The sequence below is a fragment of the Trinickia sp. LjRoot230 genome (assembly GCF_964253315.1).
In the GTDB taxonomy this organism is placed as follows: Bacteria; Pseudomonadota; Gammaproteobacteria; order Burkholderiales; family Burkholderiaceae; genus Trinickia.
In genome coordinates this window covers 2,316,770-2,333,792 of sequence record NZ_CAXUQX020000001.1, presented here as the reverse complement: position 1 = coordinate 2,333,792, position 17,023 = coordinate 2,316,770, and the positions used below count along the sequence as shown (strand labels likewise).

Genomic DNA, 17,023 nt, shown 5'->3' with positions numbered 1-17,023 from the left:
ATCGGCGGTGTCGCGTGTTCTGTTTTGTGCAGCCGAAGGAATCGGGACAACAAACATAAGCATTGAAGAATGGTCCAGATTTCCAGCGTCTACGTGTCGAATCAACCCGTGGTGGGCTCAATATGAACTTGGCTGGTGTTGCACGTCTTCTCGTTCCTGCCTTCGTCGCGTGCACGACGATCCATGTGGCACACGCCAAGCCCATTCCCTGGGGGACATCGCGTGTTCATATCGCGGTGGAAGGTAAGCCGATCAAGGAAGTGTTGCATGATTTCGCTTCGAGCGAAGGGATTCCCGCGATGATTGCGCAGGACGTCGACGGCAAAGTGTCGGGCACATTCGATATGAGTCCGCAGGCGTTTCTCGACTCGCTCGCGTCTTCATTTGGATTCACCTGGTATTTTGACGGCTCAACGCTGGAAGTTACCGGCTCGGCCAATGTGAGAACCAGCACGCTCAAGTTGGCCCATGCGAGCCCCGATCAGCTGCGCGATGCGTTGGACAGGCTTGGTGTGACGGATCGACGCTTTCCGATCCAGTTCGACGATGCGGCGCGCACGGCCGTCGTGAGCGGTACGCCGCACTATATCCAGCTCGTCTCGAGCGTCGCTCAGCATCTCGACGATCGGGCCGCGTTGTCAGTGGGCACTCAAATTAAGCTTTTCAAGCTTCATCACGCCTGGGCTGCGGACCACGACGTCAACATCGGCGACAAAACGGTGACGATCCCGGGCGTCGCGAACGTGCTGCGCAGCATGTACTCTCAGCAGGAGGGCAGCTCGCCGTCGCAGACGCTCGTTTCACCTGATCTGTCGAAGGTCGCGCCGATGAAAGACGTGGCGGGTTCGACCAACGGAGGCAGCCCGCTGATGCCGCCCTTGCCGGGTTATTCGCAAGGTGTCTATTCGGGCCCGGGCGCCGCAGGGCTGATGCCCACATCCGCACGCTCGCCGGACCCGTTACGCACGCTGCTCGGCGGCGGGGCGAACGATGGAGCTACGCGAAACCCGGCGCCATCCATGCTGACCGATTCTCCAATGAGTTCGGGAGCCGGCACGGAGATTCAGCCGGTCATTCGCGCCGACGCACGCACGAATTCAGTGCTGATTCGCGATGTGCCGGAGCGGATGGCGCAGTATGCCGACATCATCGAGCAGCTCGACGTCAAGCCGCGGCTGATCGAGATCGAGGCGCACATCATCGAAATCGACGATACGGCGCTCGAGCAGCTCGGGGTCGACTGGCGGCTGCATAACAGTCATTTCGATCTGCAGACCGGCACCGGAACGACCGGACAGAATGGCTATACGGGCACGCTTAACCCCACGTTCGGTACGACCAACATCGGCACGAACAGCACGGCGGTTGCCGCGACGCCAGCCGGGTTGGCCATGACGGCGGTTCTGGGCGATGCGGGCCGCTATCTGCTTTCGCGGATCAACGCGCTTGCCCAGACGAATCAGGCAAAAATCGACGCGAGCCCGAAAGTGACGACACTCGACAACATCCAGGCCGTGATGGACGCCAAACAGCAAGTATTCGTGCGCGTCCAGGGCTATACGGCTGGCGATCTTTACAGCATTTCGACGGGTGTGTCGTTGCGGGTCTTGCCGATGGTGGTCGAAGAAAACGGCCAGACCCAGATCAAGCTCGAAGTGTCGATCGAAAACGGCGCGTTTTCGGCGACGCAGACGGTCGATGCCATTCCGGTCGTGCAAACGAGCCAGATCAACACGCAGGCGTTCGTACCCGAGGGACAAAGCCTATTGATCGCCGGCTATCGGAGCGATCAAAATTCGTTCGGCGTTTCAGGGATTCCCGTTTTGTCCAAGATTCCTTTGATTGGCGGGCTTTTCCGAACGCATGACAAAAACAGGTCTCATATGGAGCAGTTGTTTCTGTTGTCGCCGCGCATCGTGGACCTGCAGTGAGCGTGTAGTTGCCCTGTAGCGAGAATGTTATGGTCGAGGCGAAAGGGGACGGGTGACGGGTGACGGGCGCGAGCTTCGATTGCACTTCGTTTTTTCGATGCGCCGTTTCGCAATCGTGGAGCGTTTTTCGCATTGAGCCGTGCAACACTGATTGCGATGGCAAACGTGGCGGCCGCAGTACTTCGATAGGGCGGTCACGGGGCCGATCGTTGGGTCAAGAGCCCATGGATCAGACGGGTGGAAGGCAACACAACCATACCTGCGGATGGCACGTAATCGATGAACCACGGTGAAGATTTAGCGGAAACCTTACCTAGCTTGTTGCCGAGGCTATGGCGCTTCGGGTTGCGTCTTGCCCGCAACAAGGAGGACGCCGAGGATCTCGTGCAGCGCGCCTGCGTGCGTGCGCTCGAGCGCCGTCATCAGCTTCAGCCCGGTACCTCGGCTTTGAGTTGGACGTTCTCGATCATGCACTCTGTGTGGTTGAACGAGGTACGCGCGCGGCAGATTCGCAGCCGCGCAAGCATCGAATGGCACGACGAACTGGCTGAGACCATCGCATCCCCCGATGGCGCGAATCCCGAATCGAGTGCGCTTTACGCTGAAGTGCTTGCTGCCGTCGACGAATTGCCCGACGCGCAGCGCGTGGTGATGCTGCTGATTGCCGGCGAGGGGCTCAGCTACCAGGAAGCGGCGGATACGCTCGGTATTCCGATCGGCACCATCATGAGCCGCCTCGCGCGAGCTCGCTTGACGATCGGCCAGCGGTTCAATGACGTTCGCCGCCGCACGGCACGGGGTGCCAGGCGAATAGCAAGCGGTCAAATTCCTGACGCGGGAGCGAGGTAAATGGAAACATTGGCCTCTTTCGGGGGACAGGCCTGAGGAGCTGCCGCTGTGGACAGTTGCGATTCCGATCGACAGTGCTATTCTGGAATACGCCAGCGTGAGAGCCTGACTGGCTGGGTGAACGTGATATGCAAGATTTTAGGGAAGGAATGCCAATCATGACCGTCGATGACGTGATGTTGATGGAATACGTCGACGGTACGGCCGATCCCGACGTAAGCGCGTTGGTCGAGCGCGCGGCGGCGCAGTCGTCGGAGGTGGCGGAGCGGCTTGCGGCCATGAAGGCTTCTGCACTGCCGTTCGGCGATCTGTTCGATCGACAAGTTGTGCCGGCGATCCCCGAGCGATTGGCGGCGCGCGTTACCACCATGACGCTGCAACCCGCGCGACGGCGCATTCCGACGCCGTGGCTGGCGGCAGCTTTTTTTGCGGGTGTATTGAGCACCGGTTTTGCTTTCAAATTCTTTTCATTGATCGGCGACGATAGTCAGCCGGCTTTCTCGCGAGTGGCCGCGCTGGTTTCTCCATCGGAGGGCATGCCGCGTTGGGCGCGAGCCGTTGTCGACTATCAGGATCTCTATTCCCGCGATACGGTGGCCGGCTTGACCGAGAACCGTGAAGCGACGGCTCGCGTCGTGAACGATATCCGCCGGGTGGATGGGATGTCGATTCGTGTGCCCGACCTGCGCAACGCGGGCCTGACGTTCAAGCGCGTACAACGGCTGAATTACAAAGGGCACCCGATCGTGCAGATCGTGTACCTAGCTGATCGCGGCGCGCCCGTCGCGCTGTGCGCGATCGTCGACGCAGGGCCCGATGCGTCGCTGCACGCGCAGCAAGTCGGGGACATGAAAACGATCGTATGGCGCAAGGCGAATATCGGGTATGTGCTCGTATCGAAAGACGCGCCCGTTGACCTGCCGGGAATTGGCGCACGTATCGCGAAAGGTGAAGCGTCAACGCTTTACGGCAGCGCTTTCGAGCACAACTTGACGCATTCGGTAATTGCGCTCGGCTGACCGGATTTCACAGAACACCCGATGACGAAGATTCCGCCAACGAATCCAGGGTCGGACGAGGATTCGTGGTTCGATAACGGCACGGAGCCGTCTATCGATGACAAGTTGTCTACCGATGCCGCGTTGTCTCCCGATGCCGCTACCGACGCGGAGCGGATCGGTAAGACGGTGCGGCGCAACCGTCCCGCTCGGCGGAATACCGGACACAGGTCGCGTCAAGCGGCCATTTCACCCGTGGGACCGCCCGGCGGGCCGCCGGGCAGGCCGCCGGGCGAAACGACGGCAACTGGCGCATCTGATTCCTGCGGTGACGAACCCGATGCCGAAGCGATCAATGCGTTGTTGGCCGAAGCACACGCTTTGATCGAAAGCATCGATGCCGAGCCGGGAGGAAAGACAGATCCCGATCGGCAGATGGTCGACGCCTATGTCTGGTATATCGAGAACCGTGCTCGCGTACCGTTGCATGTATCGAAGCGGGTGTCGCTGACGCAAGCTTTCACAAACCTGAAGCAAGTTCTCGCAACATGGCACATGGTGCGAGCCGAGCAGGCCGAGTACGGGCGCCGGCTTGGGGAAGGCGAACCGCGGCCGGCATTCAGCCCGCGCGAGCATCACTGGCAAAAGCTGATCGACCTTGCATCGGTATGCGAAATGTCCAGGGACGACTGAGACTCGCAAAGCGCCTGGCGGATATCAGTTGCAATAGAGCCCGCTCGCAACGTGTTTTCGCCAATTGCGCTGGGCCGAGGGTATTCAGCGGATGCTGTCGACTCTTCGCGTAACACGCACTATAGTTCGCTCCTGCGACGGGATGCAGCATGCAGCGCCGCTATGCTTCGCGCATCGATGGTGCTTGCAGGGATAAGATTCATGCTCCCGGAAATGATTGTGTACGTATTGCTCTACGGCTGTTTTGCAGTGGGCTACCTGCTTGCCCGTCGTTCAAAACAGCATATGTGGCTTGCGCCTGGGGCGTTCGTATCGCAAGTCCTGCTGTTTCTGTGGGTCGCAATGCGAGTCACACTCTTTCCCGAAACGGCGCATCACGTTGCCGGACGGTACTTTGCCTTCCAGGTGGTCCATGATTTAGCGGGCACCCTGGGGATTCTGACCGGGATTTTTCAATGCTTCAGTGGTGCGCTGAAATTGCGCCCGCCAGTTCCCGCATGGGTGATACGTGCCCACGGGGCGTGCGGACGCGCCACTTTCCTGCTACTCACGGTCAGCTTTGTGATGTCGGCGATCAACTTTGTCGCATCGGAGGCGATCTCATTGAGGATGGCTTCTTAGCAACATCAGGCGTGTGTTTCCGGCAACAGTCCTGCCGGCAGATAGAGAGGCTTTGACCGATCCTTGAAAAAAACGATGGCCGGTTGATTACCAAATTCAGGGGCACCCATAAATGGACCGGGGAGCAAATCCGGGTCGGTTTCAATGTCAGGGAGTTTGCCAAGCCATCGATCTTGCATCTCATCGTCGATGACGAGATCCTGCCAGTACTTCTCCGGCACCGTGTAATCGATGTCGCTTCTTCCTCCTTCGTCTTTGTGGATTGGGGCCCGAGGCGTGTCAAGGCCACGGCGTTCGCCGCGCGCCGCGGAACCGACCACGGCCAGTCCGCATGCCCATCCGCTTGCGTTCGCGTCGACATACTTCTGAATTTTCTTTACTTCGTTAGGACGCAAATCGCCTGGTGGATATCGGTCGAGATCGAGTCGGCTTGCAATTTCTTCGAGTGCTCTGCGCTCCATTCGGTATGCCGCCGCTTTTCGGGTGGCAAGAAACGCCTCATCCTCCTTCGTGAGCGGCTGCAAACGGAGCGCCGCTGGGTCGGGACGCTCCCATGATCCGCCCGCGGTGCGCCGTCGGTCGGACCGCCGGCCTCCGCCGCCCGATCCGGCGAGGTCTATCGATGGCAGTTCGGGTGGCTCATGGAGGTTCGTGACCGCTTTCTTCCGTGCGCGAGTCTTGCGCTCTTCGTCTCCACCGCGGGAACTGTTTTGAACTTGCGTTGTGCCGGTGTGGCTCGGGCGTTCCTTCAACTGTAAGAGCATGGCGTTGCCGCTTCCGCTCTCAGCCGACGTCGTGCGCATCTTGCGTTCGATGCGCGAAGGTGAACTGGCGGAGCAGTCAGTGTTTTCATAGGGACTGTCCGCGACGGATTGCTCTTCCGAATCCGGCGGGAACTGACAAACGCCGCCAGAAAGTCGATCAAACGATGTCATTACTTTCTTCCGAAAGTGACGCATTGCATATGCGCGATCGACGTCGAAGGTAACGTCGGCTCGCCAGCAGCGAATACCGATGATGCGTGCGCGATGCGTTTGGGGCTAGGTTCGACCAAGATAACGTGCTCCCCGGAATAGAGGGAATCGCGTAAAGCGAATCTTTTTTCTGAAGTCCGCTGGGGAATATCGTGTGCAAAACCCGCATCGATGCCGTCTTTTATCGCCATTCGCCTTTGCGGTAAGAAGGTTCGCGATGTCGCGAACCTTCTTGTGGTTGTGACTGATATAAGTAAGTCTTCTTTAATCATCAGATCATTATCTCCTTACGGTCCGCCATCGGGAAATTTCTAAAACATTTATGAGATCGACATTTCGCTTTTACAGTCCACCGAACGATATGGCGGGAGGTCCCGAGCCGGTCGAAGGTGACGAGCAGCACGATCAACATTCGTCCGTACCGGAGAGCGGCGTATTGGGCGATATCCCCGAGCGCCCCGAAAGGCTACGTGCATCCGGGGGCCTTGGCTCCAGACGGCCACTTCCAACTTTCCCGGATCGACTCGATAAACCCGACGAAATTTCGGATGCCTCGGTTCGCCAACCGTCGGCAGACAGAAGCGCTCTTATTCAGCAAATGGCTGCGTCGGTCGTACTTCGTCCCGACGGAACGTTCGACGTTCCGGTCAAGCTCACGTATGCGGGAGCACAAGGGGCGCGGGAATGGATTGCAGCTGCCCAAGACCCGGACTACGTATTGCGCGAGGCGGAACTGCATCTTGTTGAAGGGTTCTTCAGCGAACTGCGGGCGGACGTGGATGAAATCATCGAGTTCGGCCCGGGAGACGGGTACAAGGCAGCACAAATTGTGGGTCGCCTCGCACAGCATGATTTGCGATATACGGCATTCGATTCGAGCAATGAGTTGCTCGACGCCGCGCGGCTTACGCTTAGTGAGGTAAGAGACAAGAAGGGCGAGTTGAACCTTCAGTTGGAGTTCCTCACGCTCGACCTGGAGGACCCCACCGCAATCGCATCGACCAAAAGGCCATCTCGGGGCGATGGTGAGACCGTGGGAATGTTGCTTGGGCAAACGCTCGGGAACCCGACCAACGAGGGTCGCGTCAATATGTTGCGAAATATACATGCAAGATTGCCGGAGAACGGACAACTGCTCATTGGCGTTGCCCTCGTACCCGACGATCAAAAGACAATTGAGCAGACACTCACGGCGTATCGCGCGGAGAGCCAGCAGAGACAGAGTCTCATTGCCTTAGAGCACCTGGGCGTAGCGGATGCGGGCAAGCTTGATATCGTCTGGGACGATGCGAGCAACACCGTTGTAGGTCACTTTACGTTTGATCAAGACGTGACGGTCGCCGGAACCGCCCTCTCGTTCAGGCGAGGGCAGAAAGCGCAGGTGCTCAATTCGCACCGGTTTACCGAGACCGAGCTTGTGCAGTTGCTGAACGATACGGGGTTTCATGACGTGAAAGTGATGAAGTCCGCGTCATTTCCGTACGCTCTTGCCTCTGCCCGCGTTGTTGAGAAGGAGAACGCTTCCTGATGTATGCGTGGCGGCTGTCGAGCATGGCGTAACATACGGGGCATTGCGACGATGCCCCGTGTTAATGACGCCAGTCACGCCTGTATCGGCACGCACTCAATCACCGAAAATGGCGAATCCGTCTGCACCACACGCTCAATGCGGAACCCACTTTTGTTGATGAGCGTCCGATACTCGTTTGCCGATCGTTCGGCCGCACCATGTAAGACCAACATCTCGATATCGGAAAGAAAACTGTTGGGGTGCGTTGTGCCGCCGTTTGATTCGAAAAATCTTTCGATGACGAGCAATACTGAATCGCTTCGCGCTGCCTCGCGGCACTTTCGCAATATTTTTAATGCGGACGTGTCATCCCAGTCGTGGACGATCTGCGAAAGCACGTAAGCGTCGGCGCCGCGAGGCACGTGATCGAAGAAGTCGCATGCGACGATTTCGCAACGCTCGGCGCGGGCCAGTTCGACGATCTCGCGTGTCGCATGTTCGACCACGCTTTCCCGATCGCAAAGAATTCCGCGGCTTGCCGGACATGCGGCGAGGATCATGGCGAGCTGCATGCCGTTTCCCCCGCCAATATCGACGATCTGTTCAAACCGCGCGAAGTCATATGCACGAGCCACGGCGCGATGACGGTCGTCGGGGCTCGCCGACATGAATTGCTGAAAGCTCGACCGATCCTCCGCGTTCTCTTCGAGGTAGTCGAAGAGGCTTTGATGGAAGGTTCTTTCAAACGCGCATTCGCCCGTGCGTACGGCATCTTCCAGCTCTCCCCATGCCGCCCACGCGGCGGGCATCGCCCAAAATCTGGCAGCCGCGTGCAGCGATGGAGACGAACTGCGCATGAGAAGGCGTGATGCAGCAGTTTGTTCGACAAGGCCGTCGTACCCGACCGTGAAAATGTCGAACGCTGCCAGCGCGCATAGGGCGCGACGCAGTGGGCCCGCATCAGCCAGTAGCTCGTGAGCAAGATCGTCGAGATGACGGCCGTTGCCAATTCGATCTGCGAGGTCCCACCGGACCGCCAGATGGATGAGCGCTGCGAGTTGATGTCCGCGAATCCTGGAGAGCAGGGTATCGAATATTGCTTGATCGCTCATAGATGTTCTCCGTCAAATCATTGTTCGGTTATTGCGCGAGGATTGCGCGGTTTTTGGATTCTTCTCACCGTGGCGGTCTATCTTTTGACACGCTTGGACAACCGCTGAACATCAGCGCGCGCTTGGCAAATCCGCGAAGTTTTTTGGGAGCGGGTTGTTCAGAGTGACGAGAGGAACTTGCCAGACTGGGAGCCGAGCCAACCAGCTTCTGGCATACCCAACGATGAGCGCAGTAGGCATCGTTGAGAGCACGCCAGTATTCGTCACGGGAATTGACCGCTTCCGGCCAATCGCGCTCGAGCAATCCGTTCAAGGTCTTGGTCATGCGGAGCAATTGCCGATGATCCGCATTGAACAGCCCGGAGAACGCTTCGGGGACATGCGGCGGCGCCATCGCCCGACGTATGTCATCGTAGTCCTGAGCCGCCATGTCTCCCGTCAGGCGCATCGCTGCTCCGCTGGCCAAAAACAAGCGGCTCGCGCCGCGCAGCGATTCGCCAAGCGCGTCAGCGTCCTTGCGCTCGATCGAAGCGATCGCACGCGCATGCGAAAGAATCAAACCATCTGTCAGTGCGACAAACATCAGGTGCCCGTTTCGCCAACGATCGATTGCACAGGGGGATGGAAGGCCGCCTCCGTCGGCATTAGCCGGCACAACCCCGTCCTCGCTTGTCGTCGGGAGCGGGAATGCTTCCGCCAATAGATAAAAGCCCGATACCAGGGCCGCAAGCTCCGTGGGCGTTAGTGAGTGCGGTCGGCCCACTTCATAGAGCATCGCCAACAAGCCCCACACAATGCCGAGTGCGAATGCATCATGCGACGTACTCCGGGAAATGCCAAAAAAGTGATCGAAACACGCTTCGTCGTCCGTCAGCATCGATGCGCATTCAATGGAGGACGTGCCAGCTCCGCTGAGTGCGATGCATTGCGCCGCGAGCGCGCTCAGTTTGGCATCGCCGATCGAGTAGAAAGGCGAGGACGGCGCGAAAGGCTGACAAAGCGCCAAGGCGCGCGCGAGAAGGTGCCGGACCTCGTTTGACGCTCGCTGGGGATGAACCGCCGATATGGTGCACGGAAAAGCGAACGTGGCAACGCCCAGCGCATGCTCCCCCACGAGCGGCGATGTTTCGGTTGCTTTTCTGATGTCGCTTTGCGCTTGCATCGGGATTGTCGGGATCTAACGGACGCGATCCTGGAGATCCCATCGCCACTTTGCTAGCGATTGTTGGATCACTCCGTTTGACATGGCCGCGAGCACGTTTTCGATCATGGGTTGTATGAACGAATCGAGATCGTCATAGAGCAGCGGCCTGTCAGCGTTTGGCTCCCCACCCGCGGCGCGGCGCACGCTCAAGTACAACTCACGCGTCGACGGCGAGAGCAATTCGCGGGGGTCGTAGGTGCCTGCGGTATCCATCGCTCTCAGCTCGAGCGCTTGAGTCGCGAGCACCAATGCGTTCGCGAGGTAGTGCTCCAGCAAGTCCAACGATTCGCGCGCGAGGTTTGCCGCATTCATCGCCTGACTGTTGATGTTCTGATTGAATTGCTCCGCATGGGTCGGAAAACGGTCGACGATAGGCTGACCGTAAAAGGTGATCAGCGGCATCAGCGCATTGCAGACGATCTGCAACGATTTGAATCCGACGTTGATTCCCGCATCAGGGTTACCAGTGAGCGATGGAGCCAAGCCATGGCTGAACTCGGGACTCATCAACAACGCGATTTGAGCGTCGAGATGCTTGGCGATTAAACCAATGTGGTGCCGAGCCTGATCCATCGCGACACCCACATATTGCGCGAGGAAGTTGCCGTTGTGATAGATCTCGCCGGTGTCGGGGTCGATCAGCGGATTATCTGTCGCCGAGTTTGCCTCGATTTCGATTTGCTTTGCCGCATGCGTCAGTGCATCGACGATCGGTCCCACATACTGCGGCAAACATCGCAGCGAGTAGCGGTCTTGGATCAGCTGACCGTTTCGATGCGAGCGGTTGCCGGCTGCTTCGACGCGAATCAGGCGGGAGCCTTGGAGCAAGGCAGTCATCGTCTGCGCGCTCCAGATCTGTCCGGCGTGCGGTTTCTGGCGATGGATAAACGGGTGAAACGACTGATTCGTCGCACAGAGCGCCTGTGCGAGCAACGCATGAACGCCGAGGCTTAATGTCGCCAGGTCGAAGGCTCGATGAATGCAGACTGCCGCAACGCCGGTGCAGGCAGCGGTGCCGTTGTTGAGCGCGAGGCCCTCCTTGGGCTCCAGGGTGATGGGTGCGAGGTTGAGCCGGGCCAGTGCGCGGTGGGAATCGAGTGTCTCGCCGTCGATATCGACCTTGAACGCAGGATCGAGCCCGGTCACGGCCCCGGCGATGTACGACAGCGGGACGAGGTCGCCACTGGCGCCGATGGAACCGTGCTGATAGACATGGGGACTGGCACCGCCGTTCAGGAATGTGACATAACGTTGGACGATCTCCAGCCGGATACCCGAAACCCCTTTCATGAGCGAGTTCGCTCGCAGCAGCATTGCTGCACGGACCTCGGTCTTAGGCAAACGGCGACCGGTCGTGCTCTTGTGCTGCCAGATCGCGACTTTCTGGAGCGTGGCGAGTTGCCCGGCTGGCACCTGTTGACTGGCCATGCCACCGAATAGCGTGGTTACACCATAGATCTGCTGGCCTGCTTCAACAGCATCTCGAACGATCTGGCGAGCGCGAGACATGCGATCGAGCACTGGTCTTTCACGGGTTATTTGAACCTTTTCACCCTGGGCCACAGCCGCGATATCAGCGATGGTCAGATCGGCTCCGCCGATAGTCACCATTTGCATTGCCTCATTCTGAAGATGGCGGATTGAGATTCGATATAAAACGCACCGTAATGCAGGGCGAGTGCCGATTTTCTGATGGCAATCGAGTGTTGCAAGCGTACTTTGCACAATCTTTAACGTAATCGGAGGCGCGAATGTGTTTGGTCGATTTGCGAATGTGTTGCGGCATCAGTTAAAAATCGATTGCTCCGCTGGCGCGTTGAACATGAGCGCGTATTAAATTCGCGGCACCAACGGTGAATTTCGCTTTCGGCAATTTGCATCGTATGAATATGACTAGACTCATAAAATGCCGCGCGATCTTTGCGCGATTTCGACGTCAAAAAAGGTTTTACAGTGCTTATGAAATTCAGTATCGGTAACAACACAGGCCAAGCGCTCGATGAGCTATCATTTCTGAACCATAACGATTCGGATACGAAGCAGACAGCAGAGTCCGAGCAAGAGGCTATTCCTGATTTAGGGTCTGCACTCGTGTTGGGGCTGCCGGCATCGGAACAGCCGCGGCGGACTGGTGAGATCGGTCGCCGAGCGCTGCTCAAAAGAATGGGCAGTCTGGCGTGCGGAGCCGGGGCAGCGACTTTGCTCGCAGCATGTGGAGACGAGGAATCGGCATCGGGACCGTCTCCCATAGCGGCAACTGCAACGGCCGATGCCAATATCACTCAGGCCGCTGCTGTTCTCAAGAGTACTTGCTTAGAAGAAACAAAACTCATTTTGGCTCAGCCTGCGCCATCCGATCCACGAGTGAAACGCGCATACGAAAATCTTGCGAAGGCCCGGCATGAAGGCACGACGCTTGGCATGCTGGCTTTGCTGCTCGAGCGCTATCGCGACGCTGTTCGAGATGCAAAGTTGACGGAGCCGAAATCGATTCACGATGCCAGGCTCGCAAGAGCAAACGCCCAAATCAACTTCTTGATCGCGTCTTCGTCACCGTCCAACGTTATAGCGGTTGCGCGGAGAGACCTTGAAATTGATGAGGCCATGTTGACCTCGGGCACATAGGTGGCGAAACAATGAGCGGACTGATTGTTGAGCACGGTCGGTCCGAACGCGCGAGCAGATTGTGATGGATCTCGACGATGCCGACCGGTTCCGGCGGCGCGTGCGGGGCGCTCGTCGCAAAGATATAGCGAAATTTGTTCCTCAGTGCTCGAACGTATGCGAAGTCAGGTTTGCGGCATATATGTCTTTTGCCACTTCGCCTCGATCGATCCACGAGTTCGACGTCGAGTCGTACTCGTACCATTCGATTTGCTCGATTCATTCAAGCTCGGGGCATTCGATACCTTCACCCGACAACGCGCCAAGCGAGCGTGGCGCAAACGGCGACGGTGACAGTTCGCATATCGTTCGTACCGGTGCGCATAGCTTTGATGATTGCATCAATCGCCTTGACGATACCGAGAAAAGACCTCCGTTGCGCGTGGGTCTTGCTGCCACTTTCCCTCGACTACCGCGTTCGAATAGACCTCGGCTTGATCGAAATCGTAGATGTGAATCGCGTCAACGTGCATGTGGCGCTCCATTTCGGCAACACTCGTTGCCAGCCCTTCGGACGCCTGCTCGTGATAGCGATCGGAGATCAGACGGCCGAAGCCATGACGGGTGTTTTGCTCTTCGAATCGCCGCTTGCTCCGCGCTTTGCTCATTTCGATCGGCACCGAGGCGACGTGAAATTCAACTCGATAGCCAGCCTCATGCAATTGCCGGACGAGCTCGGATAACTTGTGTACATCCCATGCCGCTCTGTCTATCAGCAGGTTTCGCCTTGCCTGGAGCGATGCTTCGACCAATTCGTCGGCCCATTGAGCGGAATCGGGGTGAACGATGTCGGCCGCGTGCTCGTTATAGTGGTATAGCAGGTGCCGATAGTCAGGATGCAGTGCGCGGATCGGATCGGGGTCGATCTTGACAAAGCGCTCCTCCGCCGGAAATCTGGGCGCGAGCTTTCGTGCGAGAGTTGACTTACCTGATCCGGGCTGCCCTCCGAGCACGATTGCAAGCGGCAGGGCAGCCGGTACTGTACTGTCGAGCAGGAGAGACATCGTCGATCGAAAAACGAGATCGTGTTCGGCCGGATCGAGCTTGTGAGCGGCTTGCTGAAACTCGAGCGATTCTTGTGTCCAAGGCTCGGCGGAGTCGATGCGCGCAATTCGCCCGAGCGAAGGCCGATGTCTGTTCGACAATGTCGGCAGATGTCGTTCGAGCGCTTCGATGTCGAGCATGCCGGTCACACGGCGTGTGCCCTCGAGAAACACCCGGTGCCCTGCGCCGCCCTTCGCGAGGTGCTCCGATGTGGTGACCCGGTATGTTGCATCCGGATCCAACGTGTGTCCGTGCAGCTTGACCGAGCTGCGAACCACCCGCCTGGGCAAGGACGGGTCCCACCGATAGCTCAGTTCGTCTGATATCTGGAGAATTTTGGGCACCGCGTGCTCGAGCCATTGGTCTTCGAGCAGCCGGAAGACCTGCTCTCCCGTCAGATCCATAGACACCACACGGCCGCGGTTGGGAAGCATATCGACGAGGTCACCATACGTGAGCGCGCCAGCCGGCAAGCCCGCGCGCATTGCCCCGAGATTAATGAATGCCATGTCGGCATCGGTGGCTTGGCAAAGCGCGTCGGCGAACACGTTGCCGATCAGCGTTTCGCCGCTGACCGGCCTGCCTTCCATGATCGCGGCTTCAATGTCGGCTTTGTTTTGCCATCGGATCGGAAAGCGGAGGTGGACGTCGACGATCGGGCGCGACAATACCGACGACAGGAGCGTCTGGCTTTCCGAAATGATGGCTCTTTGGCGCGGGTCCGGATCGAAGCGGCTGCGATCGATGGCAATTGCTCTTGCGAACCGGAAGGCGGTTTCTCCCGATTGCTGATCGAGGATGCGTGTGAGTTGAATCACATACTGCCCATAGGCGCCCGCCTGCGTGAAAAGCCGGCCGTCGGCGAGGAGCATATGCACGAGATGGGTATGGCCGCACAGTACGTCGCGAATGGACGGCGCCAGTTTGTCATGTATTTCGCCGAGCCGGCCCGTCAGTTTTCCGCTGGCCTGCATTTCATCGACATCGCGCGGGTGCGCCCCTTCATGCAGCAGGACGATGACCGTGCGCACGCCTGAGGCTTCGAGCTCCGGAAGGTATTGCCCGATGGCCTGGGCCTCGTCGAGCACTTCGAGTCCCGCCAGATGATCAGGTGTTACGAGCAGCGGCAGTGTCTTGGTGACTGCCCCGACATAGGCAATTTTGACGCCCTCGAACTCAAAGATCGCGTAGGGCTGCAACAGCGGTTTTCCGGAGGCGATCTCATGCACGTTCGCCGCCACGTAAGGAAATTGCGCACCCACAAAGTCCTTTCGGCCGGGTAACGAATCGGATGGACGAGGCCCCCCATGCTGTATTCGAAGGAATGCGTCCGTTCCCTTGTCCCATTCATGGTTACCTGGGACCGCAATGTCGACCGGTACGGCGTTTAGCGCATATATCGTCGGCTCTTCATCCAGTTCGGCCGACTCGCTCTGACTGCTGCCGGTCTGATCGCCGACGCCGGCCACTACTAAATTGCGATATTTGCGCTTCGCCTGACGGACCATCGAGGTGAGGTATTCGACACCGCCCGACGGCGTGGCTAATGTTTTTTCGGCCGTGACATCGCGGCATGTGATCGACAGCCCGGGGCCAGGTCTCAGTCGTCCATGGAAATCGTTGAACGAAAGTGTCGTTTGCTCGACGACGCGATTGGCATGGGTGCTGACGTCGGGATCGGGCTCGCGTTGCCCCAGCTCCCTGGCGGCGACTTCGCCTCTCAATGACGTCCGTCTTGGTCGCGATGTCACGACTCGCGGCGTGAAAGCGTTGGCTTTCGTTTGTTCAAGCTTGAGAACCAGCATTTGTGCGAAAGCCGCTTCGTTCTCATTGAGCAGTGGTTCATCTGCACAAAGCGGGTCGTTCAGGATTCTCAACGCACGGTCGAGCGGAATATCGAAGAACCGAGTGGTGTCTCCGTCATCCGAATCGATTTCCACCACGCAAGGCAGCGACGGCGAGAACGCGGCGGCTGAAGAGGATCGGTAGTCTGTTGCCGTGGACCATTTCACTCTGACAACTTCGTTTAACGGCGTCGAGTGCCCACCAACGTCCCCATCGTCCGTTGCAGTTGCGAAGCGAAGTAGGGTGACGTGCGGATTGCCTTTGCGCATCGATCTCATCGCTCGCAGGTAACGGGCACGCGTTAATGCCGGCGGAAAATCGCCGGGCATCGCGTCGCGGGCAGTCGGTGCCGGTGCGATCGTACGCGTGACGGATGTGTGTCCATCCATAGTGCGAGACGGAGCGGATTCGAGTTCGGGCTGGGGGTTCGCCGGCGTCTCGACTGCAATTGCTCTGCGGCGGAATCAGGCTGTCCATAGCGATGGCTAAGCGTTAAAGGCACATACCTTAGTGCCGCACGCCGCCCTCGACTATCTGTGAGTCGCGAAGTGTTGGTGTCGTCACACGAATGCTGTTTCTGCGCAGCGGCCAGAGATGATTCGACGCTGTTGCAGGAATGCCCGCTTACAAGACGCCGCTGCGGCTGGAGAGTTTCTGCTTCAGGTCCTTTTCCACCATGCTATAAACGGTGATGCAATCGACGCACTCCTGCCAGTAGATTTCACGCCGGGTCCGCTCGAGCATCGCAGGAGGCCTCGGAGGCGGAGCATGCTTTGGTTCTTTGCCTTTCACGTCGTCCCAAGTATGGATGACATAGTTCAGATAAGTTACCGCTTTGCCGAGGGGCAGCAGCTCGGGGTCTTCGATCTCGACACGGGTCGTCTCATCGATGGAGTCCCAGTGTTTGATGAGCGCGATGTATCGCTTGACCATCATGCGATCTGGGTCCGCGTCGTAGTCATCCGGCTCGGGTCTGCCCGGAGCTTGCCCGCCGGAGCGTCGGCGCGCTTCGCTCGGGTCTTCTGTGCGCGCGAGCAGCGCTACCGCATCGGTCAGTGCGCGTTGGATCGTAGCTTGATCAGGGGTTGAACCATCCCATTCGAACGGTACATCAGCGGGTAGTAGCGGGCTCAGGTGCTGGGTTCGCGCGTCAACCGATGCTTCCGGCTGAACCGGAGCATGGAATTCCATCTGAGCCGGCCGCGCAGTAACGACTTGCGATTGCAAGTGGACCGGTTCAGGCAGAGCGCGGTTTTGCACGACGCGCTCAGCACGGGGTACTACCCGGAGCTTTACAGTTGAATCGAGTTTCACCAGCCGCATGGCGCGTGGCGGTTTCGAAACGCAGGCCGCCACGCTTATGTCAGCATGCGAGTCGATGCGCCTTCGCTGCGCGAGTGCTTCCAGCAGTGCCGGCTTCGATTCGATTGCGGTCTGCTTCGCTATCTGACGCTGGATGATGGGGGTTTTAACGGTGTCATCGTCGTCGGCCTCAGATGTTTTGCAAGGCAGGTAAAGGACGCCAAGTTGTTTGAGGAACGAATCAATCGGCATGTTTTCAACCTATCAGAGAGTGTG

Annotated in this window: 13 protein-coding genes; 7 read left to right on the top strand and 6 right to left on the bottom strand. The window is 58.4% G+C overall.

Translation table 11 applies throughout. The annotated features are described in order from the left end of the window. The first annotated feature begins 122 nt into the window (after window positions 1-122). From sctC to ACSQ20_RS10875, 5 genes are all read left to right on the top strand, one after another. Window positions 123-1,931, top strand: a complete 1,809-nt coding sequence (gene sctC / locus ACSQ20_RS10895) for a type III secretion system outer membrane ring subunit SctC (RefSeq protein WP_436019758.1) — start codon at window positions 123-125, stop codon at window positions 1,929-1,931. A 279-nt stretch (window positions 1,932-2,210) separates the two neighbouring features. After that, window positions 2,211-2,780 (top strand): RNA polymerase sigma factor, encoded by a 570-nt coding sequence (locus ACSQ20_RS10890; protein WP_436019756.1) that lies wholly within the window; start codon window positions 2,211-2,213, stop codon window positions 2,778-2,780. Window positions 2,781-2,938: 158 nt separating this feature from the next. Further along, the gene (locus ACSQ20_RS10885) at window positions 2,939-3,799 is read left to right on the top strand and encodes an anti-sigma factor family protein (RefSeq protein WP_436019754.1); all 861 of its coding nucleotides are present in this window, start codon (window positions 2,939-2,941) and stop codon (window positions 3,797-3,799) included. Window positions 3,800-3,820: 21 nt separating this feature from the next. After that, on the top strand, window positions 3,821-4,471 hold the full coding sequence (locus tag ACSQ20_RS10880; protein WP_436019752.1) for a hypothetical protein: 651 nt from the start codon (window positions 3,821-3,823) through the stop codon (window positions 4,469-4,471). A 201-nt stretch (window positions 4,472-4,672) separates the two neighbouring features. Further along, window positions 4,673-5,092: a hypothetical protein gene (locus tag ACSQ20_RS10875; protein WP_436019750.1), complete on the top strand. Its 420-nt coding sequence runs from the start codon at window positions 4,673-4,675 to the stop codon at window positions 5,090-5,092. 5 nt (window positions 5,093-5,097) lie between these two features. Here ACSQ20_RS10875 and ACSQ20_RS10870 read toward each other — a convergent pair whose 3' ends face one another. After that, on the bottom strand, window positions 5,098-6,027 hold the full coding sequence (locus ACSQ20_RS10870) for a hypothetical protein (protein ID WP_436019748.1): 930 nt from the start codon (window positions 6,025-6,027) through the stop codon (window positions 5,098-5,100). Window positions 6,028-6,427: 400 nt separating this feature from the next. On the opposite strand from ACSQ20_RS10870, the gene ACSQ20_RS10865 reads away from it, so the two are divergent. Then, window positions 6,428-7,594 (top strand): L-histidine N(alpha)-methyltransferase, encoded by a 1,167-nt coding sequence (locus ACSQ20_RS10865; protein WP_436019746.1) that lies wholly within the window; start codon window positions 6,428-6,430, stop codon window positions 7,592-7,594. A gap of 74 nt (window positions 7,595-7,668) precedes the next feature. On the opposite strand, the gene ACSQ20_RS10860 is transcribed toward ACSQ20_RS10865, so the two are convergent. The 3 genes from ACSQ20_RS10860 to ACSQ20_RS10850 all read right to left on the bottom strand — a co-directional run bounded on the left by ACSQ20_RS10860 (window position 7,669) and on the right by ACSQ20_RS10850 (window position 11,503). Beyond that, complete coding sequence (locus tag ACSQ20_RS10860; RefSeq protein WP_436019744.1) at window positions 7,669-8,688, bottom strand: methyltransferase; 1,020 nt, start codon at window positions 8,686-8,688, stop codon at window positions 7,669-7,671. 64 nt (window positions 8,689-8,752) lie between these two features. Then, entirely contained in the window at window positions 8,753-9,271 is a 519-nt protein-coding gene (locus ACSQ20_RS10855) for a hypothetical protein (RefSeq protein ID WP_436019742.1), read from the bottom strand. A gap of 594 nt (window positions 9,272-9,865) precedes the next feature. Further along, entirely contained in the window at window positions 9,866-11,503 is a 1,638-nt protein-coding gene (locus ACSQ20_RS10850) for an HAL/PAL/TAL family ammonia-lyase (protein WP_436023046.1), read from the bottom strand. Between the two features lie 309 nt (window positions 11,504-11,812). Here ACSQ20_RS10850 and ACSQ20_RS10845 point away from each other — a divergent pair, with 309 nt between their 5' ends. After that, a complete protein-coding gene (locus tag ACSQ20_RS10845) occupies window positions 11,813-12,517 on the top strand; it encodes a hypothetical protein (protein ID WP_436019740.1) in 705 nt (234 codons plus the stop codon). Window positions 12,518-12,897: 380 nt separating this feature from the next. Here the strand turns inward: ACSQ20_RS10845 and ACSQ20_RS10840 are convergent, their stop codons facing one another. Both ACSQ20_RS10840 and ACSQ20_RS10835 read right to left on the bottom strand, forming a co-directional pair. Next, window positions 12,898-15,612: a zeta toxin family protein gene (locus tag ACSQ20_RS10840; RefSeq protein WP_436019738.1), complete on the bottom strand. Its 2,715-nt coding sequence runs from the start codon at window positions 15,610-15,612 to the stop codon at window positions 12,898-12,900. 457 nt (window positions 15,613-16,069) lie between these two features. Further along, window positions 16,070-16,999, bottom strand: coding sequence for a hypothetical protein (locus ACSQ20_RS10835; protein ID WP_436019736.1), 930 nt, complete (start codon window positions 16,997-16,999; stop codon window positions 16,070-16,072). Between the last annotated feature and the right edge of the window lie 24 nt (window positions 17,000-17,023).